Below are 25243 nucleotides of genomic sequence, written 5' to 3' on the forward strand. Positions count from 1 at the left end.
ACAGCATGTCAAACAATGCCTTCATCGGAGGCGTGTGATGCTGCAGAAAGCTGACAGAATTGATGGAATGGCGCTTTCGGAGATCGTCGCTATCTCGGAAGCGGCGGCACGTCTGCGGAGTGCCGGGCATGATGTTTTGGCATTAAGCACAGGCGAGCCCGACTTTCCGACACCCGCCCATATCTGCGACGCGGCCCACAGGGCAATGCAGGCAGGCCAGACGCGCTATCCGCCCACCGCCGGCACTGCGGCGCTGCGTTCCGCCATTGCGGAAAAAGCAGGGGTGGAAGCCGCAAACGTCATCGTTGCCACCGGCGCGAAGCAGGTACTGGCCGATGTGTTCCTGGCCACGCTGAACACCGGTGACGAGGTCATCGTGCCTGCCCCCTACTGGACGAGCTATTCCGATATCGTCGCGCTGTCTGGCGGGAAGACGGTCATTTTGCCTTGCGGTGCCGACGCGGGCTTCAAGATGACGCCCGAGCAGCTTGAGGCCGCAATCACGCCGCGCACGCGCTGGGTCTTGCTGAATTCGCCGTCGAACCCCTCCGGCGCCGTCTATAGCGCCACAGAACTGGCTGCCCTCGGAGAGGTTCTGGCACGCCACCCCCATGTCTGGATCGCCTCCGACGAAATCTACGACCTGATCTGCTACGTGCCTTTCACGCCCTTTCGCGCGGCCTGCCCCGATTTGACTGAGCGTACCATCGTGATCAATGGCGTGTCGAAAGCCCACGCGATGACAGGCTGGCGGATCGGCTGGGGCATTGCTCCGGCGGAGCTGATCCAGGCCATGACTGCCGTGCAGGGACAGATCACCTCCGGCGCCTGTTCAATCGCGCAAGCCGCCGCACTGGAAGCGGTGACCGGGGATCAAAGCCATATCGCAGAGCGGCAGGCCGCGTTCCGGGACCGCCGCGATTTCGTCGTGGAGGCGCTGAATGCCATTCCCAGCATCACCTGCTCGGTGCCTGACGGGGCGTTTTACGTCTTCCCATCCTGCGCGGCGATGCTGGGTCAAAGAACTCCGGACGGCACTCTGCTTGAGACGGATGCCGACTTCTGCGCCTACGTGCTCGCCAAAACGGGCCTTGCCATCGTGCCCGGTCGCGCCTTCGGGCTGCCCGGGCATTTCCGCCTTTCCTACGCCTATGCGCGCGCCGATCTCGAAGATGGCTGCGCGCGCCTGAACCGGGCCGTCCAAGGCCTGATCCCGAACCAAAGGACAGCCTCATGAAATACCAGGACATTCTCGACGCCTGCGGCCTGACCGCAGCGGACACGACCGGTGGCACGCTTTCCGTCACCACCCCGGTGGATGGCAGCGAAATCGGCCAGGTGCCGATGCACTCGGTCGCAGACGCGGAAGCCGCGATTGCCAAGGGTGTCGACGCCTTCAACGTGTGGCGCAAGGTGCCGGCGCCGCGCCGGGGGGAACTGGTGCGCCTTCTGGGCGAAGAGTTGCGCCGCGAAAAGGAGAACCTTGGCCGCCTCGTGTCGCTGGAATGCGGCAAGATCTACCAGGAGGGGCTTGGCGAAGTGCAGGAGATGATCGACATCTGCGACTTCGCGGTCGGCCTGTCGCGCCAGCTCTACGGCCTGACCATTGCGTCCGAACGTCCCGGCCACTCGATGCGTGAAACCTGGCACCCCATCGGGATTTGCGGCATCATCACCGCATTCAACTTCCCCGCGGCTCCCTGGTGCTGGAATGCCGCACTGGCGCTGGTTTGCGGTGACCCCGTGATCGCCAAGCCGTCGGAGAAGACGCCTTTGACCCAGCTGGCGATCCAGAAAATCTGCGAGCGCGCCATGGCAGCCTTTGGCGAGGACGCGCCTGATGGCCTGATCCAGACCCTGATCGGCGAGCGAGATCTGGGCGAGGTTCTGACTGGCTCGCGCGATGTGGCGCTCATCTCGGCCACTGGCTCCGTGCCCATGGGCAAGGCGGTCGCGGCGGATATGTCCAAGCGTCTTGGCAAGACGATCCTCGAGCTGGGCGGCAACAACGCGATGATCGTGGCCCCCTCGGCGGATCTGGAAATGGCGGTGCGGGCGATTGTCTTTTCCGCCGTCGGCACGGCGGGTCAGCGCTGCACCTCGCTGCGCCGCCTGATCGTACATGAAGATATCTATGACCAGCTGATCCCGCGCCTGATCAAGGTCTATGAGGGGCTCTCCATCGGCAGCCCTCTTGCCGATGGCACCCTTGTCGGCCCGCTGATCGACAGAGGCGCCATGACGGCGATGGAGAAGGCGCTTGAGCAGGCCAAGGCTGAAGGCGGCACCGTCCATGGCGGTGGCAGGGCCTTGACGGATCAATATCCGGATGCGGCCTATGTCGCCCCTGCGATTGTCGAGATGCCCGGGCAAAGCGCCATCGTCCACACGGAAACCTTCGCGCCGATCCTCTATGTCCTGAAGTACACGGACCTCGACGCGGCCATCGCGATGCAGAACGCCGTGCCGCAGGGCCTGTCGTCCTGCATCTTCTCGACCGATCTGCGCGAGACCGAGCATTTCCTTTCGGCGCAAGGCTCTGATTGCGGCATCGCCAATGTCAATATCGGCCCTTCGGGTGCTGAAATCGGCGGGGCCTTTGGCGGCGAAAAGGAAACCGGCGGCGGGCGCGAAAGCGGCTCGGACGCATGGCGCGCCTATATGCGCCGCCAGACCAGCACGGTGAACTACTCACGCGAGCTGCCGCTGGCTCAAGGCATTTCGTTCGAGATATGACGACCGTGACGCGCCCCGACAGCCTGTGGTCCGACACCGCCCCTGAGCAGACCTGCTATGCGCCTCTTCGCGACACGCTCACCGTCGATGTCGCCGTAATCGGCGGCGGGTTCACCGGGGTCTCCGCGGCCTATCATCTGGCCGCCGGGGGAGCCTCGGTGGCGCTTCTGGAGGCACGGACCATCGGCTTTGGCGGATCGGGCCGCAACGTGGGCCTTGTCAACGCCGGGCTTTGGACGCCGCCGGATGATGTGGAGAAGACGATTGGGAAGACGACCGGCGGGGACCTGAACAACCTGCTTGCCGGCGGGCCTTCGGTGGTGTTCGACTTGATTGAGAAACACCAGATTCGATGCGAAGCAACCCGGCAGGGCACGCTGCACTGCGCCCACTCGGCGGCAGGTCTGCGCGACCTCGAAAACCGCTTTGCGCAGCAAGAGGCACGCGGCGCGCCGGTCAAACTGCTGGACGCCGCGGAAACCGCGCGGCGCACAGGTAGCACAGCCTATTGCGGTGCCTTATGGGACGGGCGGGCCGGAACAATCCAGCCCTTGGCCTATGTTCAGGGGCTAGCCCGCGCGGCAGAGACTCAGGGCGCGCAGATTTTCGAAGCGTCAAGCGCCCTGGCCATCACCGAGGCGGCAGAGGGCTGGACCATCCGGACCGAACAAGGCGAGGTCCGCGCAGCCCGGCTTATCCAGGCGACAAATGCCTATGGCGTGAACGCGGCGGATACCAACGCGATCATCCCCGCGCATTTTTTCCAACTGGCGACGGCGCCGCTTCCGGATGACCTGCGGAAAAGCATCCTGTCTGGCGGGGAAGGCTGCTGGGACACGGCGCTGATCATGTCGGCCTTTCGCCTTGATCAAGCGGGGCGGATGATCTTTGGCGCGCTTGGCAATCTCGACGGCTTTGGCGGTGCGCTGCATCGGGGCTGGGCCTCGCGCAAGCTGGCCAAACTGTTTCCGCAACTGGCGGGCATCCCGTTCGAGCAGGAATGGACCGGCCGCATCGCGATGACCGGCACTCATTTGCCGCGCATAGAACGGCGCGGCAAAAGCGGCATCTCCATCTTCGGCTACAGCGGACGCGGGATTTCCCCCGGCACGCTGTTTGGCAGGGCCGCTGCCGGTTGGGCGCTCCGCACTGGTGAGCTGCCGCTGCCGATCCATGACCCGCAATCAGAACCCTATGCCGCCGCCAAGAGCCTCTACTACGAGACCGGAGCGGCTCTCACCCATCTCACGAACGGGCGCATTTAAGCGCCGGAGGACCGACCGATGACCGTAACTCCCAGCCAGATCCGCGCCGATTTTTCCGCCGCGATGTCGAACATGTACCGCAAGGAAGTGCCCGCCTATGGCACCCTTGTCGAGATCGTCGAAGCCGTGAACACGGGTGTGCTGGAGCGCGACGACAACGCACTGGCGCTGACACCCGGCGAAGACACCAACCGCATCAGCGCGGAACGCCACGGTGCGATCCGGCTTGGCACGGCCGAAGAGCTTGCCATGATGGGGCGCGTCTTCGCCGTCATGGGGATGGAGCCTGTCGGCTATTACGATCTGTCGGTCGCCTCCGTGCCGGTGCATTCCACCGCCTTTCGCCCGATCGGGCGCGATGCCCTGGCCGAGAACCCGTTTCGTGTCTTCACCTCGCTCCTTCGGCTGGAGCTGATCGCGGATGAGGCGCTGCGCGACAAGGCCGCCGCCACGCTGGCCCGCCGCCGGATCTTTACCGACGACGCCATTGCCCTGACCGAGAAGGCCGAGACCGAAGGGGGCCTCAGCGCAGAAGATGCCGACCGCTTCGTGGCCGAGGTGCTGGAAACCTTCCGCTGGCATCCAGAGGCTTGCGTCGATGACGCGACCTTCGAGGAGTTGATCGGCGCGCACCGGCTGATCGCCGACGTGGTGTCCTTCAAGGGCCCGCATATCAATCACTTGACGCCCCGCACGCTTGATATCGACGCGGCCCAGGCCGAGATGCTGGCCCAGGGCCTGCCTGCCAAGGCCATTGTCGAAGGACCGCCGCGCCGCGCATGCCCGATCCTGCTCCGGCAAACCGCGTTCAAGGCACTGAATGAGGCGATCCGTTTCCCTGCGGACGGTGGATGGCATGCGGGCCAACACACCGCACGTTTCGGAGAGATCGAACAACGCGGTGTGGCGCTGACGCCCAAGGGCCGGGCGCTTTATGACAGCTTTCTGGCCGAAGTGCGCGCGGAGATCCTGCCCGCTGCTGACGGGTCGAACGCGGCAGAGTATGTGGCGAAGCTCGAAGAGGTCTTTGAAGGCTTCCCCGATACCTGGCGCGACTTGCATGATCAGGGCCTTGCCTATTTCAAATATGGCGTCGGCGAGGGTCCTGTGACGAGTGACGATCTTCACGCGTTGCTGGACGCAGGTGCTCTGACACTCAGCCCGATCATCTACGAAGATTTCCTTCCCGTCAGTGCCGCGGGAATTTTCCAGTCCAACCTTGGCGATGAGGCACGTGATGACACGCAGGCCGCGTCGAACCGCGCAGATTTCGAGACGGCCCTTGGGAAGCCCGTCTCGGATGAATTCACCCTCTACGAAAAGATGCAGGCCGCCTCCTACAACGCCGCGTTGAACCAGTTGAAAACGTACGCGGCTTGAACCCGGCCATTTTGCTGCCAGAGACGACGGAGCAGGTGGCGCAGTGATTGCGCCATCTGGACAGATAGTTGAAGAACAGCAGCGCTCCGGCATCCGGGATCATGACCCGGCCCAGGCGCCGCTGAACGGCTGGCTGGATTACCTGCCAACCATTTTGATTGCCCTTTTGTAGGACAGTCTGATCGCGGTCAACGGCCATGGCCGCGGGCAGGGTGACTTCATCGGCGCATCGATATCTGCACATTCTAAACTCACTCTGTAGAATGCCCCGGAGAGTTTAAACTCAGACGGCGCATCGGCCGCGACGGCTGACACCAGTTATCTGTTGTGCGCGCCTTGAATCGCAGGTTCGGGAAAACTGCACGAAAGCGCGCAGCCTCTAACGAAAAGCAGCAATAGGCCGATAGCGACGCCAGCGATATCGATTGGATAGCGCGGCGCGCTAAGGTCCGCTGTTAGAAAGGTGGTCAAGAACCTTACAAAGCCATGCGAATGCTTTCACCGCCACAACAAGTCATCACACGGTTTAAGTCCCTCCATGATCCGAGGCCTGAAACTCGAAAACCTTGACGCTGTCCGGTGCGACAGCGACCGATATTGGCTGCCCGGGACTTAAGTCGATGCGATCGGCAAAGGTTGCAACGAAGTCCTGCTTGCCCTTTCGGAGCACGACTTCTGTCATCGATCCGGTAGGTTCCACGACAACGACCTCGGCAGAAAACGCATTTTGCGCCCCACGATCCACCAACTGAAAGCTTTCCGGCCGAATGCCAACTGACACTTTGCCCTCCAGCCCGGACGGCCTGGCGGTTCGGATTTCGTCGCCATCAGCCAATCGCAGCAACACCGGGTCTGCTGCCGAAAGATCTGCAGTGAACAAGTTCATGGACGGAGATCCGAGGAAGGTTCCGACAAACGCATTGGCAGGGTTGTCATAAAGTTCAAGGGGACTCCCGATCTGCTCGATGCGGCCGTCTCGCAGCACGACGATCCGGTCGGCAAGCGTCATTGCCTCGATCTGATCGTGCGTCACATAAATCGTAGTGGTACGTAGCTTTTGATGGAGTTCCTTCAGCTCCGCTCGCATTTTCACACGCAACTTTGCGTCAAGGTTGGACAGGGGTTCGTCGAACAGGAAGACGCTTGGTTCACGCACCAGGGCGCGGCCCATGGCAACGCGCTGACGCTGACCGCCAGACAGTTGCCGCGGGTATCGGTCCAGATATGGTTCCAGCCCCAAAACCCGGGCCGCTCGCCCGACCTTCTCGGCCATCTCTTCTTTCGAGGCACCGGAAAGTTTGAGGGAAAAGGCCATGTTCTGGGCACAGGTCATGTGAGGGTAGAGCGCATAGGACTGAAAAACCATCGAGATCCCCCGTTCCCTCGGAGAGACGTCGTTCATCCGCGTTCCGTCAATCAGGAGTTCACCAGATGTGATTGCTTCCAGACCGGCGATCATGCGCAGCAAAGTTGACTTGCCACAGCCTGAGGGCCCGATGAGCACAACAAATTCGCCTTCGGCAATCTCGAGGTCAATGTTCTTGATGACATTCACTGCCCCGAAGGACTTGTTCACGCCTTTTAGCGATACCGTCGCCATTTGCTATCTCCCTAATCGACGCTCTTGGTCGTGTCGCAGGCCTTGCTGAATTCAAACGTCACCTTGGCTTCCCATGTTTCACCGGGCTTCAGAACTTTGCCCTCGGCGCTCGTGCCGTCGTCGTTTCGAGCACAATTGACGGGCTCGAGTGCCAGGACGTTTCGCCTTGCGCGCCGGTCACGCCAGATCTGAAAGAAGGGCAAAGCGTCGCTCGGGCCTGAAATCGATGCGCCAAAGCCGGGCCAAGAGCCTGCCGGGGGGCGAACAAGTTCTGCCTTGAAACGGGAGCCCGGCTTGCCGGAGGGCTGACAGTCAACGCGTGGCGGTGTCTGACCGCTTTCAGCGGCCGTTGACTCCGGACCGGTGATCGTCTGGCCATTCAATCTGACCAGCGTTCCTTCACCTACCGCGGGAAACCCAAAATTGACGTGGTAGAGGATGCACATTTCCGCAGCGTCTGGGCCAATGTTTTCGACCCGGTCCGCAACAGACACAATGCCTCGGCCAATCGTTGCCTCAATCCTCCGGGTCAGCCGGAATGCATGACGACCCAGATGCGCCGAGACCATCTCAGCTTCGGCAAAGAGGTAAGGGGTGGAGGCATTCCAGTCGGCCCCATTCCTCATAAGACGCGCGGGCGTATAAGGGAGCGTACCATGTAGCGGTAACCCGTTTTGCGGTTGCCTAACGTTGTCCAGACCGCAGGTGACCAGGAACCCGCCCAGAGATGTTTCGATCCCGGTCGCTTGCGCGTCATAGGGGCTTTGCAAGGCTGGATGCACGAACCCCGCCGGATGCTGCCAGGCAACCGGCATACCCTCCCAGTGGAGAATGCCGATATCCATGCTGCGGTCCTGCATCACCCAGAAGTCCAGTCCCCCACCGGTGGAAAAAACGAGGGCGCGCTGATTGGCTTCAGGTCCGTCTTGGAGCGTCACCTGACGAACGAACGCCAGTTGCCGAAGATCGCCGACAAGATCCGGCAGACTTTTACGCCGAGCCTTTGGGAAGGGAGTGCTCACTTGGCAGCCTCTCCGGTTGTGTCCAGCCCAAGTCGGACAAAGGCCTCATCCGGCGCCCCCAGCTCGATCATCAGTTCGCGCATCCGTGCCGCGAGCTGCGTCTCTACCTCCGGTGCATCAATGGGATTGTCCTGCCCCGGATCGGTCTTAAGATCGTACAGCCGCGTATCATCCTCGATGAAGCATTCAGGCCCGTAGTTTTGAGACATGGCTGAGCCGGCTTTGACAGGCACCTTCAGAACACGCGCGCCCTTTGTGAAGCTGAACGGTTCAACAAGCTCTGCTTCGGCCAGTTCATTGACGGGAAACATCTCAAAAATATGGGTCGGCATAAGCGTGTATTGGTATGTCTCCTGCGAGCGCAAGTCAGGCGGATAGCGGTGATAGGTGTAGCGCCCGTCGGCGATATTCACGGCGCCACCAAAATACCCGTACAAGATTGCATCGTAGGCAGATGCCGCCCCTTCGAGCAGGGGCAACACCGATTGCGCCGTGACTTCTTCCGGAATGTCCGCGCCATAGATGTCGAGCATCGTTGGGGCAATATCGCTTGTCTGCGTCAGCCCGGCGACACGCTTTCCATGGCTTTCGGGGCGGCGCGGATCATGGACGAAGAGCGGAATATGGGCGATCTCTTCGTAGATGTTCATCCGGTTCTTGGCCCAGAAATCGTGTTCGCCCAGAAGAAAGCCATGGTCTGTCGTCACGATGAGCATCGTGTCTTCCCAAAGGCCTTCCGCATCCATCTGGTCGAGAAGGCGGCCCAGCAGGTCGTCACACAGAGCGACGGTTGCGTAATAGTTGGCCCTCAGCTCCTCGCATTCTTCCGGCAGTTCGTCGACCCGGCCGTAGCGCGGCCAATCGCGAATACCGCCACTCCAGCCTGTTTCGAACGGCTTCTTGAAGCGTTCCGGCGCGTGAAACGGTTCATGCGGATCGAAAGTCTCTATCTGCAGCACCCAATTGTCTGCATCCTTGTTGCGCTCGATGAACGACATGCCTGCTTCGAACACCTGGACCGAAGGAAAGTCAGATTCCTCCCGGACGAACTCCCGATTGATGACGGACTGGGACTTGTAATTCCTGCGCTCGGTCGTGAATTGCGCGGCATGATACTTCTCGCGCAACCGCTCCCAATGCGGCTGTACCATGGCCTTCCAGCGATCCCCTTCCTGACCTCGCACGAATTCGTAGCTATCGTAGCGATTGTGATAGGTCGCACCACCATCTTCGAAATAGTGGAAGTGATCGGTCACAAGATGGCTGTAGACCCCCTTTTCCTTCGCAAGAATCTCGGGAAACGCATTGTCGAAAGGCTCAAGCGGTCCCCAACTGCGGTGCAGAAAGCTGAGCCGTCCCGTCAGAAGATCCCGGCGAGCAGGCATGCACGGCATGGAGCCGATATAATGTTTGTCGAACGTGGTCGCCCGGGAAGACAGCCGGTCGAAATTCGGCGTCGGAATACGCGTGCCGCCGTAGGGTGACAGCATGTGACGGTTCAAGCTGTCGAACAGAACAAAGATGGTTTTCATGGGCAACGTCCTTATTTTACGGCACCTGAAGTCAAGCCGCTGACAATGAACCGCTGTGCGATCAGCAGCAGCACGAAAGCCGGCAGGATCGAGAGGGTTGAGGCGGCCGCCATTTCGGTAAATGCGATCGTGTTTTCCTGGGCATACCGTCCGATACCCAACGGCACCGTCGCGGTCTGGCGTTGGCTGAGCACAAGCGCCACGGGAAATTCGTTCCAGCTGAAAATGAAGGTCAGGATGCCGGTCGCGGCAAGTCCCGGTCGCACGATCGGCAGCACTACGTACCACAACGTTTGTGGTATCTTTGCCCCATCGATATGCGCTGCATCGACCAACTCCCTGGGGACGTCGCGAACGAAGACCCCCATCATCCAGAGCGCCATGGGCAGATGCAGAGTAGCGTGCGCCAGAATGAGGCCAAGATAGGTGTTGTCGAGCCCGAGCGTCCGGAACATCGTGAACCAGGCGCCCGCCAACGTAATGGGAGGGACCATGTGAAAGATGACCGACCAGCCGAGAAGCGAATGAAGCACCCATGAAGGCCAGCTCAGGCGGTAGAGCGAGAACGCGGCCAGCGTCGCAGTGAAAAGGACCAGTACCGTGCTGCAAACTCCGATGATCATCGAGTTGCCGAAGTTGCGGGCAAAGTCGGAGGTTCGGTCGAAGATCACGTTCTCGAACCCGTTTAGGTTCGGCTTGAAGAAGACGTGACCCATCAGAAGGTCGATCTGGGTCTTGAACGCCGACAGCACAATCCACACGAACGGAAAGAGGACAATGCCTGCAAACAGGATCAGCATGCCATGTCTGAAGAGTGTGTTTTTGGTGGAATTGGCAAGGTCGCTCATGACGCATCCGCCTTCCGGGTTGTGGCGCGGGTCGCCGCGAGGATCATGACCGTTATCAGGACGATCACCGCAATCGACATTGCAGCGCCATAGCCGACCTGATCCTCGGTGAAGAAGCGTCGATAGATTGTGAAACTGATGACTTCGGTTGACGTGCCAGGACCACCGCCCGTGAGCAGGTAGATTTCGTCGAAAACCTTGAAAGCGAGGATCATCCGGAAAACGAAGGTCACGATGAGCGTCGGCAGCATCAGCGGCAAGGTTATGTGGCGAAGGATCTGTGTGTCGGTTGCACCATCAACACGCGCTGCTTCAAAAACGTCTTTCGGCAGAGATTCCAGACCCGCCAACAGCAGGAGAAAACAGAAGGGAGTCCAGTGCCAGACATCAACGATGATCACCGACAACAGCGACAGATTGGGATTTCCAAGCCAGTCGACAGGGCCGACGCCAAACACTCCAAGGGCCATGTTAATGACACCGAAATCGAAGGAATACATCAATTTCCAGATCGCGCCGATGATGATCCCCGGCACGAGAATGGGCAGGATGAAGATCGTTCGGTAGAAAAGGCGGCCTCGCGTGACCTGGACCGTCCAATGCGCCAGGAAAAAACCGATGACCATTTGCAGCACAACTGCCAAGACGGCGAATATCACTGTGTTCAATATGCCTGCACGCAGGAGGTTGTCTTCTGGTAGGGCCAGAAAATTCTCAAGGCCTACCCAGTCCCAGACTGCCTTTCCGTCGACCCATTCCACATCGTGAAAACTCAGCGCCACAAGATTTGCGAGCGGCAGGAACGTCAGCAACGCGAAAAAGAGGATCGCAGGCAGCAGGGTTGCGTAGCGCCAGATACCGTCAGCGCGCATCTAAGTACTCCAGTGCGGAAAATAGAGAAGGAGCGACGGCCCGCACGCATGGCGTGGGCCGTCGGTGGCCGGCTCCTAGGGCAGCGGATCCGGCTTGACGAAGGAATAGCCAGCTCCTTCCAGAACCGCGGCAATTTCGTCGGCCGCAGTATTCAGGGCTTCGTTGAGTTCCAGTTCACCGCCGATGGCCTGGTTGAGGCGAAGTTCGGTGATCGCCAGAACCTGCGTTGCCTCCGGGAAGGTGAAGGTCAGGCGCGCGTTCGGCAAAGCCTTCGCCATGGCCTTCATCCAGCGGTACTGCTCCTGATCCGCCATGTCGGATTCCAAAATGGCACGACTGACCGGCATCGAGCCCGCCTCGGCATAGGCTCGCTGAGCTTCATCGGTCTGGAACCAAGACAGGAACGCAAGCGCCGCTTTCTGTTTTTCGGCAGAGGTGTTGCGGGGGATTCCGGCCAACCAGTGCCCCAGGGGCGTGACAGACGGAATTTCCGATGTCCCCGGAGGCGGCGCGTAATCGACCAGACCAACGACGGCAGACTGGGTTTCGTCATCAAACAGACCCGGTGCAGGTACCGAGTTGATGTGTGCGGCGCGACCGGTGGCCATGTTCTGGATGACATTCGTCTGGGTCTGACCTGCTGTAGAGGGGTGGCCTACCTCCTTGGCGAGCTTGAGATATGTTTCCATGCCGGCTTTCGTGCCTGGGTCGTTCATGGAAATGCGGTAGGACCCATCCGCCTGCTGATCGACAATTCCGCCGCCGTAAGACCAGATATACGGAAAGACGTCAAAGGTCACATCGAACGCACCGCGCTGACCGCGTTGCGAGATACCGTAGCGGCTACTCGTCTTCAGGACCTTGGCATTCTCGTAAAGCTGATCCCAGGTTTGCGGTACTTCCAGGCCGTTCTCCGCATAAAGGTCCCGGCGGTAGTGCAGGATGAGCACATTGGGGTTGACCGGCACGGACAGCAACTCTCCGCCATCGCAGGTGATTGTCTTGGCCTTTGCGTTCCAGCACACACTGTCATCAAATGTGTAGATGTCTTTCGACAGCTCGAACGACGCGTCGATTTCCTTGAGCGGCTTGAGAAAGCCCCCAGTATAGAATTCGGTGAAGAACCCCGCGTTCATGATCAGAAGGTCGAAAGGGCTTTCGCCGGCACGCACTGCGGTCCGTTGTTTTTCCAGGCTGCCGGCAAACGGGTTGACGTCCAGATTGACGGTGTTTCCGCTTGTCTTTTCATAAAGTTCGACGACCGCCTGAAACCCCGGCAACCAGGGCGACTGGTTGATTACGATTGTGATCGGCTCTTCGGCTTGCGCGGTCGTGATGACCGGCAAGGCAATTGCCGCAGCAAGCGACAGAGCGCCATATTTCAAAAAACCTGACTTCATCGTTTCCTCCCAATTCAGTTGAAGATGCGAGACCGCTTCCCCTCGCAACGGGTAGCAGGCTTGAGGTGCGAGAAAAAATGATAATATTGCAGGTCTCCATAGCCTGCGGCTATGGCATCAGTTTCTCGGATCTTTCGAGCAATACATTTTCAACGCCTTCGCAACGCGTTCCGCGGAAGGCGAGAGCAGCGCGCCGGTGCGCCAGATCAGGCCTGCATCCCTGCTTGTCATCAGTTCGGGAACATCGATCTCGACAAGATGAGATCCCTCCAGGGTTTTCATCTGGCTTCGCGTGGTGTAGAGTAATAGATCGCTGATCCCAGCCAGTGTCATCAGGAACGTGTGCGATGAGGAGATCACCGTCTTTTCGGGAAGGTTGAGGCCTAGACTGGTGACCTTTCCGACGAGTTTGCGGTGCGCCAGGGTATCGGCTGGCGGAAGCCCCCACCGGACCCTCATTGCTTCCTGCGCTTTAACGCCGGAACGACCAGCCAGGGCATGCTCTGGACGTGCGATCACAACCAGATTGTCCGTCGTCAGGTGTTCAAAGGCGTAGTCACCGTCGCGTTCAAGTGGCAGCTCGGCAACGACAAAGTCCAGATCGCCCGTTGTCAATCCAGTGAGCAGGTTGGCGTCGAAACCACCGACGACTTCAATGTGAATACCGTCCGCATCTGACAGCACATATTCGACTGCTTCCGGCAGGTAACGCCTTACCCAGGACGGGCCAGCCCCGATCCGCACTGTTCCTATCGTTCCCAGCCGTCTTTGTTCAAGTTCTGTTTCTGCCTGCACAACCTGCGCTCTTACAGCGCGGGCGTGCTGAACCAGACGTTCGCCCACAGCCGTCAACGTCACACCGTGGGCGTGCCGAACCAACAGAGGCATTCCGAGTTGGTGCTCAAGGACCTTCAGGGCCTTTGAAAGGGTCGGCTGGGCAATATTCAACTGCTCAGCCGCGTGGGTAATATTCCCGGTCTCGCCAACTGTCAGCAGGTAGGAAAGCAACCTCAGATCAAGCTTCGGGTGTCTTGTTTCTCGAGATGACACTTTGGGCATTCCATTCAGGTTGTCAGGAGCGATAAGCGAACCGGCGAGAATCAGGCAAACTGATCGATTGGCGCTTGCTTAACTACAGGTGCGACTCCTGACCCTGCAATAGCCACCAACAACGCAATCCTAATTGAAGCTGTCTGTCTCTGGAGCACCTTCGTCCCAAGTTTTACGTCCTATCGTGCGAGCGATACTTGAAAGCCTGCTGCTTCAGTGCGCGAGGGTAGGGGGCACCCTCTCATCTTGCCAGCATTTTTGCGAGAAAACTTCCTCCGGCATCTTCCATCCAAGTCATTTGGAGGTGTTGCGTCAAGCTGCTCGCAGATCGGCTCCCTGAGCAGGTCAACGCCATATAATTTTGCGACACGCGTACTCGCACTGTGCCGTCGGTTTCTCCAACATTAAAATTTAGAGGAACCAGAGACTACCGCTGAGTGCATACCACGGACCCCGAACGAACCCATCGCGCCCCGCTACGGACTTGGAACAGCTCACAAAGCATTAAAATACAAATGCTTACGGAATAATTACGCCCCTGAAAACCTTTTCGATGCGCCGATTTACTGTAAGGGCAATTTAATGGGCGACTATCCCAGTTGATTTTGATATGGATAATACTGTTTTTAATTTTTGTGATTTCAAATGAGTGATCATCAGTTCAACACATCGGTCCGGATGGGCTCCGAACGGAATTTCGGGCTCGTCTTCGCGGCAGTCTTTGCACTGATCGGGTTGTGGCCGGTCACGGAGGGGGACGCGCCGCGCTGGGTTTTGCTGGGTCTCGCGGCGGTTTTCATTGCCCTCGCCATGTTTGCGCCGCAGATCCTGCGCCTGCCCAACAAGTTGTGGTTCAAGCTGGGCCTGCTGCTCGGTGCCATTGTGGCGCCGATAGTGATGGCGCTTGTTTTTCTTCTGGTCTTCATTCCAATCGGGCTGGCGATGCGGGCCAGCGGAAAAGATCCGCTTTCAAGGAAACTGGATCCGAATGAAAAGTCATACTGGATCTCCAGAACCGAGCAGCCGAAATCCATGAAACTGCAATATTAGGACAAATACCGGCACGGTTTCAAAACGAAGCAGGGAGGAGGAGTCTCTATGTCGATGATAGCCGAAATGTGGGGTTTTCTGCGCGAAAGGCGGAAATTCTGGCTTTTGCCTGTTTTCATTGTGCTGGCGATTTTCGGGGCGCTGATCGTGCTCAGCCAGGGTTCGGCAGTCGCACCCTTCATCTATACGCTGTTCTAGCCCCGTGACGGCGATCCTCGGGATCTCGGCGCTGTATCACGACAGTGCAGCGGCGCTGCTGGTCGATGGCCGGATTGTGGCCGCCGCACAGGAGGAACGCTTTACCCGGCGCAAGCACGATGCAGGGTTTCCCGCCCATGCCATCGCGTATGTGCTGGAGGAAGCGGGGTTGGATCTTGCCGGCGTCGATCACGTCGCCTTCTACGACAAGCCCTTCCTGAAGTTCGAGCGTCTGCTGGAAACCTATCTGGCCCATGCCCCGCGCGGCCTGGCCTCATTCCGGATGGCGATGCCGGTCTGGCTGCGCGAGAAGCTGTTCCTGAAGGACCTGCTGAAGCGAGAACTGAGCCTTTTCGACCCGCGCTTTTCCGCGGACAAGCTGCTGTTCGCCGAACATCACGTCAGCCACGCCGCCAGTGCCTTCTACTCCTCGCCCTTCGAAGAGGCGGTGGTGCTGACCATCGACGGGGTCGGGGAATGGGCGACGACCACGGTCGCCATCGGGCGCGGCAAGGATCTGGAAATCCATCGCGAGCTGCATTTCCCGCATTCGCTGGGCCTGCTCTATTCCGCCTTCACCTATTACACCGGCTTCAAGGTAAATTCCGGCGAATACAAGGTGATGGGGCTGGCCCCCTACGGACAGCCGCGCTTTCGCGACCTGATGCTGGACAAGATCGTCGATGTAAAGCCGGACGGTTCTTTTCGGCTGGATCAGCGCTATTTCAACTATGCAACCGGGCTGACCATGACCAGCAAGGCCATGGCGGACCTGTTCGGCCACCCTGTGCGCCAGCCCGAGACCGAGCCTCTGACCCAGTTCCACATGGATATCGCCGCCTCGGTCCAGGCCGTGACCGAGGAGATCCTTCTGCGCATGACCCGCGCGCTGGCGCAGGAATACGGCATTCCATCGCTGTGCCTTGCCGGTGGCGTGGCGCTGAACTGCGTGGCCAATGGCAAGATCCTGCGCGACGGTGCCTTTCGCGACATCTGGGTGCAGCCGGCGGCGGGCGATGCCGGGGGCGCGCTCGGCGCGGCGCAGGCGGCGTGGCATATGGAACTGGACCAGCCTCGACAGGCGCCACCCGGTGATGCCATGCGGGGCGCCTATCTGGGCCCAGCCTTCGACGACGATCGGATCGCGGCGGATCTGACGGCAGCGGGAGCTAACTTCACCCGGCTTGACGAGGCTGAGATCCTGACCCGCAGCGCCCGGGCGCTGGCGGATGGCAAGGCCGTGGGCTGGTTTCAGGGGCGGATGGAATTCGGGCCGCGCGCGCTTGGCAACCGTTCGATCCTTGGCGATCCGCGCTCGGATACCATGCAGAAGCTGCTGAACCTCAAGGTGAAATACCGCGAGAGCTTCCGCCCCTTCGCGCCCTCGGTCCTGCGCGAGCATGTCGGCGAGTGGTTCGATCTGGACGGCGACAGCCCCTATATGCTGCTGGTCGCCGATGTCGCCGAGCAAATCCGGCGCCAGATGACGTCCGAGGAGGAGGCCCTGTTCGGCATCGACAAGCTGAACATCCGCCGCTCGGCCATTCCCGCCGTGACCCATGTCGACTATTCGGCCCGCGTGCAGACCGTGCATCGCGACACCAACCCGAAATATCACGCGCTGATCTCCGCTTTTAACGACCTGACCGGCTGCCCATTGCTAGTCAATACCTCGTTCAACGTGCGCGGAGAGCCGATCGTCTGCACCCCGACCGACGCCTTCCGCTGCTTCATGGGCACCGGGATCGAGGTGCTGGTCGCCGGCAATTGCCTGCTGGAGAAAGAGGCGCAGGACACCTCGCTGCAAGAAAATTACGAAAACAGGTACGAGCTGGACTGACTGGAGAAGCCCTTGCCCATCGTTGGCCGCCATCGGCGGATCGCCATCATCCTGTGCCTGATTCCGGCGGGGTATTTCGTGCTGACCGCGATCTTTGCGCTGGCACATTTCGACGACTACGCCTCGGACCTGCCCCGGCTGCTGCGCTATGTGGTGGGACCGCTGGCGATTGCAACGCTGCTGGTCGGTTGCGCCACGCTGCTATCGCCCGACAACGCGCTGATGATGGGGATCACCGTGTGCTCGATCCTTGCCGCGATGTTCTTGTTCGAAGGTTATATGCGCTGGCAGCATCTGCCGCAGCGGATGGGGCTGGCCGGGATCGTTGATGGCGGCGCGGACGCGGACCGCTTTGGCGACGCCATGCCACCGGCCTATACGATCAAAGCTCTGAATGCCAAATTGGGGACCGAAACTCTGGCCGATGCAGTGCTGTCCGGGATGCCCGGAGCTGAGATGCTGCTGTGCAGCCGCATGGGTGTGCCGGTCACGACACGCAACGACCGTTACGGGTTTCGCAACCCGCAGCCGGAAACCGCTGCGCCGGTCGATCTGATGGTGCTCGGCGACTCCTTTGCCGAGGGCATCTGCCTTGAAGATGGCCTGCATCTCGTCGACCAGATGCGCACGGGTGGGGCCACGATCCTGAACACTGCCAGCCGAGGCGCAGGCCCCTTGTATGAACTGGCGGTTTTTGGCCGCTATGGACCGTATTTCCGCCCACGCGTCACCGTTGTGGCCTTTTTCGAGGGGAATGACTGGGAAAACCTGTCCGTCGAGATCGAACAACCCTGGCTGCACGAGGCCCTGACGCCGGGCGCCGATTTCGGCCCGATCGAGATGGACGCGGCACAGCGCGCGGACTCGGCCCGGGTCATTGCCGACTGGTGGCAGGGCACCGCCGCCAGCCTGGAGGAATATCTGAGCCGCCGGTCCTACATGCGCAATTTCCTGGCTCTTCAGGAAACCGCCAGCATTCTGGGCCTGCACTACCCCAAGGCGGCCGGCGACAACCCGGTTTTCGAGCAGATCCTTCATCGCATGAAGGAGATCGCGGAGGGTTGGCAGGGGCAGGTGGTGGTGGTCTACATCCCCGCGCTCGACCAGTTCGGGGGGCTGTTTCCGCATGGCTTCGTCAGCGCCCCGCTACGCCGGAACGTGGCCCGCGCAGCCGAGAACGCAGGGGTGGGCCTGATCGACCTGACCCCGACCTTTCGCGACCATCCGTCGCCGCTTGGGCTTTACGCGCCGGATGCGCATCTTAATCCCCAAGGCGCGGCGCTTGCTGCCGGCAGGATCATGACCGACCCGCTGCTGGCCCTTCCCTGACCCCGGCTTGCCGGAAGTAGAGGACGCGGCCAGGATACTGGTAAGGATCAAACCGCCTGAGGGCGACGGTCGGGCTTCCCGAATATCGGATCGATACTGATCACGCGTTAGAGCGTTTCCCACGAAGCGTGAATCGGGATGGCTTCCGTTTGATTGCGATTTGCGCTTCAAACTGAGGGCTGGACAAGGAGGCCGGTCCTCATGACACGGCCTCTATCGGCTGATTTGCGCCGGCGTTTTGCGGAAGTCTACGCCTAGCGCATCATGCCCAGGCGTTTGAAGATCCAGAGTTGTGCGCCTCCTAGAAGTAGCAACAGACCGCAAACGATCGAAAAGGCCCACGGATCACCGGTCCCGGGAATACCTCCAACGTTGATGCCCAACAAACCGGTCAACAAACCGAGGGGGAGGAAAATCGAGGTAACCACAGACAGGACGAACATGCGCCGGTTCAGAGTTTCCGACCGTTTATCTGCTATTTGATCATGCACCACCTGAGCTCTGTCTCGAATGGCATCGAGCTCCTCTCCCAAGCGCGTCACGCGATCTGCAGCTTCCCGGATCCGGCTTCGATCCCGATCAGTCAGCCAGGGCAAATCCTCAATCTCGAATGACGTGAGCGCATCACGCTGCGGAAACATGTAACGACGGAGAGTAATTGCCGAGCGACGAATATCGGCAATTGCGCCCTTGGACGCACTGAGCGTTTCGTCCAGAAGATTTTCTTCCAGTTCGTCAATGCGTTCGTTCAGATTTGCAATTGTCGGTTCTGCCCGATCGGCCAGCCGAAGGGCAAGCTTTGCCACCAGGTCTCCAGGCGAGACAGGGGCTCTGTTTGCTTCGATTGCGTCGAAAAGATCACTTATTGCCTTTAGCGGTCTGATCCATACACCGATCACCCGCTTTTCTTCGATCCAAAGTCGAGTGGAGATCATGTCTTCGGGTTCGGCGCCCGGATTAAGGTTGACGCCTCTCAAAATGAGAATGGCACTGTTTCCGTGGACTGTGCATCTTGGGCGGGTCTCCTCAGCCGACAATGCCTCTATTACGAAACTGTCGAGATCGCACTTTTGGAGCCATTCTTGCGCGGCCGAATTTTCGCGGTGCATATGCACCCACGTGAAGCCGAGATCCGCGCTACGGGAAGACGTGGTCGAGAGTTCGTCCAATTCGCCTTTGCGAGCACTTCCATGACCGTCCATGAAATAAACCGCGATTTCCGGCAGGACTGAACCGAGTTCTACAGCAGGTAAGTCGTCACTCATCACATTTATTGCCGACATGGTTCGTTCGTGAATTGCTCAATTCTAATACGAAACAATGTTCTCAAAGTCCTCCATTGAAATTCAATACGAAAAAGCGGCGCGCTGGAGATGTCGGGACGACTGGAAGCCGAGCATGAGAGGGATGCGCCGTAAAGGACCGGATTTGAGAACCAACAACATGCCCCGCAACTTTCGTCGCGGGACTTTCTTCAGCCATCGTCAGCGGGCAGTTACCCAGGAAAATCTGCAACACGCCCGGATTAAACTTACGCCTCGCGGATCGGCAGGGTGATCTTGATTTCGGTGCCCCGGGAACTCGGCATGATCTCAATCGTCCCGCCATGCCGCAGAACGACATCCTGAACGATGGCAAGCCCGAGGCCGCTGCCGGAACCAGGTTCGATCTGGCCAAATCGCCTGAAGGCGACATCCGCCAGTTCCGGGGGCAGCCCTCTTCCATCGTCCATCACCTTGAGCACAGCATTTGACCCGGCCCGTTCGGTTTGAACGGCGATCTCACTGAGGGGGGGGCCACCATGCTGAAGCGCATTGTCGATGAGATTTTTAACGGCTTCGCTCAAGAGGGTTTCGTCAGCTTCGATAACAAGCGCCCCCTGCGCCGCATCGAAACTGAAATCCAGATCCCGGGACAGGATTTCCGGAGCCACCGCCTCGCACGCTTCTTTCACGACGTCGTTGAGGTCGAGCGGGATCAGTTTGGCCGGCCCGTCATAGCGCAATCGTTCAAGGGACAGAAGCTGTTCGGCAAGGCGTGCCGACTTTCGCGCAGCCGTGACAAGCTCGGATTGAAGCTGAACGCGATCCTGCTCCGTCTTAGCTTCGCGCAGCGCTTCTGCCAGGGACAAGAGAGCAGATGCCGGATTGCGAAGCTGGTGTGCCGCGTCAGAGATGAAAGCCTGATGCATCACGATACTCTGCTCGACCTGGCCGAGCAGCCTGTTCAAGGTGGCGACGATGCCGGAGACTTCTTCGGGCACAGGTCGGCGGATGCGACGCAAATCCTCGGGCGACCGCAATGCAATCGCCTCCTGGAGCCCTCTGAGCGGCTTGAGGCCTATTTGAACACCGAACCAGACCACAACTGCCAAGGCGACCATAAGCGCGGAGATAAGCGCCGCCGCGCGCAGGGCCAAAGTGACCGCAAAGGCACGGCGATCGCTTACCCTTTGCCAGATCGTCACAACCGTCTCGCCACTCAGGTTGCCGATGGTCGTTGTCTCCGACATCCGCAAGACTCGCACCTGTTCGCCCCGATAACTGGCCATGTAATAGCTCGGATCATCGCTGGTCGCCCTCGACACCGAGACAGGCGGGTAGGCATAGCCGGTGACGTAGATGCCGCCCGGACCGGTGACGTGATAGAATATTTCGCCCCCACCGGCATCGGAGATGATGCTGCGGGAGCGTTGCGATATGGCATCGCCCTCTGAAATCGCGACGTCTCGGGCAATTGCCAGACCGGCGGCGAGAAGGGTGCGGTCAAAGAGCTCTTCGGCGGTTCTCTTGGCTGCTTCGAACCGCCAGAGACCAAGAAGGCAGGAAACGCACAGAAGCGGAACCAGAATAAGCAGGAACACCCGCAAACGCAGCGAGAGGGATTTCTTCATGCCGTGTCGATTTCGAGCATGTATCCCAGTCCGCGGGCTGTTTTGATATGGATGCCATACGCCTCGATCCTGCGGCGAAGCCTGGAGATATGCGGTTCGATCGCGCTTTCAGCAATATCTGCGCCTGTGCCGTAGACGTGCGCAAGCAGATGGGATTTTGACACGAGCCGTCCCCGCCGCTCCAGCAGGCATTCCAGTATCGCGATTTCCTTGCGTGGTATGTTCAGCACTTCGGTCTCGCAGGACAACTGACGGCTGGTCCGGTCGAAGACCAGCCGGCCCAGTGGCTCCAGCTCCGGGAAGGCAAGGTTTCGGCGACGCGCAACGGCTCGTATACGCGCCTCGAGCTCATCCATATCAAAGGGTTTTGTCAGATAGTCGTCAGCCCCGGCGTCGAGCCCCGCCACCCGTTCCTTGGTTTCGCCATGCGCGGTCAGCAAGATGACGGGCGTCCCGTCTTCGCGCCGCCGCAGGGCACGCAATATCTCAAGACCACCCATTGAAGGCAGATCGATGTCGAGGACGATCAGATCGGCCCCTTCCTGCATCAGAAACGCGTAGGCTTCCTCGCCATCATGCAGCAGGTCGACCGAATGCCCCCGGCTTCGCAGACGGTAGGCAATCCCGTTAGCCAGAGACTGGTTGTCTTCCACGATCGCGATTCGCATGACGACGTATTTGTCACGAGGCGCAAGGTTTTTGCAAGGTTGGCTTGGCAACGTGCTCCGGTTGGAGGAGAGGCCTGTGCCTCATTTACATTATTGAATGAGCGTAGGTCGCACCTGCGACAGAAAAGGTCTTAGGGAGGAACCAATGACCACTATCAAACAATTTGTGACTTCAGTAGCCGTGGCGGCTCTGCTGGCGACGCCTGCAGCCGCAGAAGTGGATTTCAGCGGGAAGACGATTGAATGGGTGATCCCGTTCTCCGAAACCGGTGGTTCCGCGAAATGGGCGAACTTCTTTGCTCCGCTGCTTTCCGAGGCGTTGCCGGGCAATCCTACAGTCGTCGTCAAGTTCATGCCCGGCGCGGGCTCGACCAAGGGCGCGAACTGGTTTCAGGAGCAGAAGTACGACGACGGTACGCTCCTCTTCGGAACATCCGGTTCTACCCAGTTTCCCTATCTGCTCGATGATCCGCGGGTACGCTACGAATATTCCGACTGGGTACCGGTGATGGCATCCGGCACCGGCGGTGTGGCTTATCTCAACCCGGAAGACGGCGCGAAATTCGATGGCTCCGCCAATGCGCTGCAGGATATCAACTTTATCTACGGTTCGCAGGGCGCGACCCGGCTTGATCTCGTGCCGCTTCTGGCATGGAAGATGCTGGGGATGAATGTTGAGCCCGTGTTCGGGATCAAGGGACGCGGTGACGGCCGACTGATGTTCGAGCGCGGCGAAGCCACAATCGACTATCAAACGTCCTCAAGCTATCTCGGCGCGTCGGCCGACCTGGTGGCCCAGGGCAAGGCCGTACCGATGATGACCTGGGGTGCGATCGACGACAATGGCAATATCGTCCGTGACCCGACCTTCCCCGACATTCCGACCTTCAAGGAAGTCTGTGAAGCGACCGACGGTTGCGAGACCAGCGGCGACGCCTGGGATGCCTGGAAGGCCTTCTTTGTTTCCGGCTTTCCCGTGCAGAAGATTGCCTTCCTGCCGGCAGGGACGCCCGATGATGTAGCTCAGACGTACGCCGATGCATTCGACGCCGTGCGCAAGCGCGACGACTTCCCCACGATCTCGGCGAAGGCAATCGGCAAATATGACATCTTCGTCGGCCCGAACGCCAAGAAAGCGACCGCGGCAGGAACCACGGTCTCGCCGCAGGCGAAGGACTATGTCAAGAACTGGCTTCAGGAGGCCTACGGGGTTTCCCTGAAATAGTTCCTCACCGTAAGGTCGGCTCATCCTTCAGGGTGGGCCGACCTTGATGGTTGAGCGGTGCCGCTTTCGGGACCTGTGCTTTCCAGGGAAAGCACAGGCAAGCCCGGACTTATGGCACGGACCGTGACTGCGATGCGATCCGTCATGGTGAACAGGGATGCTGGCTGGTCCGTCTGGCCCCGATTGTCTCTCAACTTTCATACCCCTTTGCAACTGGCAACGCCTGCCCGATACTTTACGCGCCCTGTGGCTGCAGGCAGATGTCGGGACCCAACCGAAATCCAAAGAGGCTTCTCCAATGGAAATGTTTGCGAGCGCATTGCCGGCATTGTCTGATGCCTGGCACATGATCCTTCAACCGGAAGTTCTCGGATATCTGGTGCTTGGCGTGGTCATGGGCCTGGCTGTCGGCATCTTTCCCGGGCTTGGCGGGATCGCCGGCCTTTCGCTTCTGTTGCCGTTCATGTTCGGAATGGAGCCGCTATACGGCCTTGCATTGATGATCGGCATGGTGGCGGTGGTGCCGACATCCGACACGTTTGCCTCGGTGTTGATGGGGATTCCGGGATCCTCCGCGAGCCAGGCAACTGTTCTGGATGGCTTTCCGCTTGCTCGAAAAGGTCAAGCCGCCCGCGCCCTTTCAGCCGCTTTCACGTCGTCGCTGTTCGGCGGGCTGGTCGGGGCGCTTTTCCTGACGATATTCATCTTGTTTGCGCGTCCCATCGTCCTGGCCTTCGGGCTTCCCGAAATGCTGATGATTACCATTCTCGGCCTGTCGATGGTTGCGGTTCTGGCGGGGCGGGTTGCCCTCAAGGGGCTGGCTGCGGCTGGTCTCGGCATGCTCATCGGTACAATCGGCGAGGCCGATGCCGGTGGCAGTCTTCGCATGGCGACTTATGACATTCCCTATCTCGTTGACGGACTGTCGCTGGTGATTGTCGGTCTCGGCATATTCGCGGTACCCGAGATCGTCTCGTTGCTGCGCCAGGACAGATCGATCGCAAAGGATGCCAATCTTGGCGCGGGGTGGGCCGAAGGCGTTCGCGATTGGGTGGCCAACAAATGGCTGTCGGTGCGGTGTTCCATCATCGGCGTCATGGTTGGTGTTATCCCGGGTCTTGGCGGGTCTGTCGTGGACTGGATTGCCTATGGCCATGCGGTGCAGACCACAAAGGACAAGTCGAATTTCGGCAAGGGCGAGATCCGCGGCGTTATCGGGCCGGAAAGCTCCAACAACGCCAAGGAAGGCGGTGGGCTGGTTCCCACGCTGCTCTTCGGAATACCCGGATCCGGATCGATGGCGATCTTCATCGGCGCCATCGCGCTTCTGGGAAGCGGAGACATCGAGGTCGGCCCGTCGATGCTGCGCGACAATCTCGACATCACCTATTCCATCGTCTGGCTGCTCGCGCTTGCCAATGTTGTCGGTACGCTGCTGTGCATCGCCGCATCCGGCGGCATCGCCAAGCTGACCACCATCCGCTTTACCTATCTTGCGCCTTTCCTCTTCATGCTGATCAGCTTTGCGGCCTTTCAGTCGGGACAGAACTTCGAGGATCTGCTGGCGCTTTTGGGCATCGGCCTGATCGGCATCTTCCTGCGTCGTTTCGACTGGTCGCGTCCTGCATTCCTGATCGGCTTCGTGCTGTCCAACCCGGTGGAGAAATTCTCCAACCAGGCTTTCCAGATCGCCTCCTTCCGCTTCCGCAACAGCTTCGAAGAAGGAATGACGTATCTGTTCTCGCCGATCGTGATCGTGTTGATTATCGTCACGCTCGTATCGGTCGTTCTGGGGATCCGTCAGGCCAAGAGCATCATGGCTGAAGGCAATGTGCAGGCCGGTTCCAAGCGTGCGCCTCTTGTTTTCCTTCTGGTGATTGCCGCCTACGTGGTGGCGTCCCTGGTCAACGCGCAAATGATTCCCGACTACAACATGACCGACAAGATCGTTCCGCTGGTGATCTGCACCATCACGCTCGGATGCTGCATCATCCTGCTGGCGCAGATGATGCTCCGGCCGGAGACGGATCCGATCTTTGCCGACAAGGAACGCGCCGGCGAAGACGCCGATGCGCCCTACGGCCTGTGGCCGACGCTTGCATGGTTCGGGTTCCTGATAGCGGCGTCATGGGTCGTGGGCTTCATTCTGGCGCTGACGGCTTTCCTGATCGCGTTTCTGCGGGTTCGCGCAGGGGCGGGTTGGCCCAAGGTCCTGCTCCTGACGGCTTGCGGCGTGGCGCTGATGTGCACGATGGCGGGAGCGCTCAATCGTGACTTCCCCCCGGGGCTGCTACAGAGCGCCGTTGATCTGCCATGGCCACTCAAGTGATCGGA

21 protein-coding genes are annotated in these 25243 nt (G+C 59.7%); 11 read left to right on the forward strand and 10 right to left on the reverse strand.

What is annotated here, in order from left to right:
• Nucleotides 1–37: 37 nt before the first annotated feature.
• The 5 genes from AC2A6O_RS25715 to AC2A6O_RS25735 are packed head-to-tail and all read left to right on the forward strand — an operon-like array spanning nt 38 to nt 5553.
• Nucleotides 38–1237 carry a pyridoxal phosphate-dependent aminotransferase gene (locus AC2A6O_RS25715; protein ID WP_498931370.1) on the forward strand — a complete coding sequence of 400 codons (1200 nt, stop codon included), beginning with the start codon at nt 38–40 and terminating at the stop codon, nt 1235–1237.
• Complete coding sequence (gene amaB, locus AC2A6O_RS25720; RefSeq protein WP_498931372.1) at nt 1234–2736, forward strand: L-piperidine-6-carboxylate dehydrogenase; 1503 nt, start codon at nt 1234–1236, stop codon at nt 2734–2736. The genes AC2A6O_RS25715 and amaB overlap by 4 nt, the downstream gene beginning before the upstream one ends.
• Entirely contained in the window at nt 2733–4001 is a 1269-nt protein-coding gene (locus AC2A6O_RS25725) for an NAD(P)/FAD-dependent oxidoreductase (RefSeq protein ID WP_498931374.1), read from the forward strand. Before amaB ends, AC2A6O_RS25725 begins: the two co-directional genes overlap by 4 nt.
• Before the next feature lie 18 nt (nt 4002–4019).
• Nucleotides 4020–5381: a 2-oxoadipate dioxygenase/decarboxylase HglS gene (gene hglS, locus AC2A6O_RS25730; protein WP_498931376.1), complete on the forward strand. Its 1362-nt coding sequence runs from the start codon at nt 4020–4022 to the stop codon at nt 5379–5381.
• Between the two features lie 43 nt (nt 5382–5424).
• Nucleotides 5425–5553, forward strand: a complete 129-nt coding sequence (locus AC2A6O_RS25735) for a hypothetical protein (RefSeq protein ID WP_498931378.1) — start codon at nt 5425–5427, stop codon at nt 5551–5553.
• Between the two features lie 354 nt (nt 5554–5907).
• Here the strand turns inward: AC2A6O_RS25735 and AC2A6O_RS25740 are convergent, their stop codons facing one another.
• The 7 genes from AC2A6O_RS25740 to AC2A6O_RS25770 all read right to left on the reverse strand — a co-directional run bounded on the left by AC2A6O_RS25740 (nt 5908) and on the right by AC2A6O_RS25770 (nt 13706).
• A complete protein-coding gene (locus AC2A6O_RS25740) occupies nt 5908–6981 on the reverse strand; it encodes an ABC transporter ATP-binding protein (protein ID WP_498931380.1) in 1074 nt (357 codons plus the stop codon).
• 11 nt (nt 6982–6992) lie between these two features.
• A complete protein-coding gene (locus AC2A6O_RS25745; RefSeq protein ID WP_498931382.1) occupies nt 6993–8003 on the reverse strand; it encodes a DUF4432 family protein in 1011 nt (336 codons plus the stop codon).
• Nucleotides 8000–9535 (reverse strand): sulfatase, encoded by a 1536-nt coding sequence (locus AC2A6O_RS25750; RefSeq protein WP_498931384.1) that lies wholly within the window; start codon nt 9533–9535, stop codon nt 8000–8002. The genes AC2A6O_RS25745 and AC2A6O_RS25750 overlap by 4 nt, the downstream gene beginning before the upstream one ends.
• Before the next feature lie 11 nt (nt 9536–9546).
• Nucleotides 9547–10383: a carbohydrate ABC transporter permease gene (locus AC2A6O_RS25755; protein ID WP_498931386.1), complete on the reverse strand. Its 837-nt coding sequence runs from the start codon at nt 10381–10383 to the stop codon at nt 9547–9549.
• Entirely contained in the window at nt 10380–11255 is an 876-nt protein-coding gene (locus AC2A6O_RS25760) for a carbohydrate ABC transporter permease (protein ID WP_498931388.1), read from the reverse strand. Before AC2A6O_RS25760 ends, AC2A6O_RS25755 begins: the two co-directional genes overlap by 4 nt.
• 75 nt (nt 11256–11330) lie before the next feature.
• Nucleotides 11331–12656: an extracellular solute-binding protein gene (locus AC2A6O_RS25765; RefSeq protein WP_498931390.1), complete on the reverse strand. Its 1326-nt coding sequence runs from the start codon at nt 12654–12656 to the stop codon at nt 11331–11333.
• A 117-nt stretch (nt 12657–12773) separates the two neighbouring features.
• Nucleotides 12774–13706: a LysR family transcriptional regulator gene (locus AC2A6O_RS25770; RefSeq protein ID WP_498931392.1), complete on the reverse strand. Its 933-nt coding sequence runs from the start codon at nt 13704–13706 to the stop codon at nt 12774–12776.
• A gap of 645 nt (nt 13707–14351) precedes the next feature.
• Here AC2A6O_RS25770 and AC2A6O_RS25775 point away from each other — a divergent pair.
• Genes AC2A6O_RS25775 through AC2A6O_RS25790 form a run of 4 tightly spaced genes read left to right on the forward strand, consistent with a single transcriptional unit; the run spans nt 14352 to nt 18123 of the window.
• A complete protein-coding gene (locus AC2A6O_RS25775) occupies nt 14352–14756 on the forward strand; it encodes an SxtJ family membrane protein (protein ID WP_148584080.1) in 405 nt (134 codons plus the stop codon).
• Between the two features lie 54 nt (nt 14757–14810).
• Nucleotides 14811–14954, forward strand: coding sequence for a DUF5989 family protein (locus tag AC2A6O_RS25780; RefSeq protein WP_498931636.1), 144 nt, complete (start codon nt 14811–14813; stop codon nt 14952–14954).
• Nucleotides 14955–14958: 4 nt separating this feature from the next.
• Nucleotides 14959–16794: a carbamoyltransferase family protein gene (locus AC2A6O_RS25785; protein WP_498931394.1), complete on the forward strand. Its 1836-nt coding sequence runs from the start codon at nt 14959–14961 to the stop codon at nt 16792–16794.
• Between the two features lie 12 nt (nt 16795–16806).
• A complete protein-coding gene (locus AC2A6O_RS25790; protein WP_498931396.1) occupies nt 16807–18123 on the forward strand; it encodes an SGNH/GDSL hydrolase family protein in 1317 nt (438 codons plus the stop codon).
• Between the two features lie 254 nt (nt 18124–18377).
• Here the strand turns inward: AC2A6O_RS25790 and AC2A6O_RS25795 are convergent, their stop codons facing one another.
• The 3 genes from AC2A6O_RS25795 to AC2A6O_RS25805 form a co-directional block, all read right to left on the reverse strand.
• Complete coding sequence (locus tag AC2A6O_RS25795; RefSeq protein WP_498931398.1) at nt 18378–19388, reverse strand: zinc transporter ZntB; 1011 nt, start codon at nt 19386–19388, stop codon at nt 18378–18380.
• A gap of 266 nt (nt 19389–19654) precedes the next feature.
• The gene (locus AC2A6O_RS25800; protein ID WP_498931400.1) at nt 19655–21016 is read right to left on the reverse strand and encodes an ATP-binding protein; all 1362 of its coding nucleotides are present in this window, start codon (nt 21014–21016) and stop codon (nt 19655–19657) included.
• A complete protein-coding gene (locus tag AC2A6O_RS25805) occupies nt 21013–21684 on the reverse strand; it encodes a response regulator transcription factor (RefSeq protein WP_148587516.1) in 672 nt (223 codons plus the stop codon). Before AC2A6O_RS25805 ends, AC2A6O_RS25800 begins: the two co-directional genes overlap by 4 nt.
• 145 nt (nt 21685–21829) lie before the next feature.
• Between AC2A6O_RS25805 and AC2A6O_RS25810 the strand changes: the two genes are divergently transcribed.
• A complete protein-coding gene (locus tag AC2A6O_RS25810; RefSeq protein WP_148587515.1) occupies nt 21830–22909 on the forward strand; it encodes a type 2 periplasmic-binding domain-containing protein in 1080 nt (359 codons plus the stop codon).
• Between the two features lie 298 nt (nt 22910–23207).
• Nucleotides 23208–25238 (forward strand): tripartite tricarboxylate transporter permease, encoded by a 2031-nt coding sequence (locus AC2A6O_RS25815; protein WP_498931403.1) that lies wholly within the window; start codon nt 23208–23210, stop codon nt 25236–25238.
• Nucleotides 25239–25243 lie beyond the last annotated feature (5 nt).

Source organism: Labrenzia sp. ATLA3 (assembly GCF_057180185.1).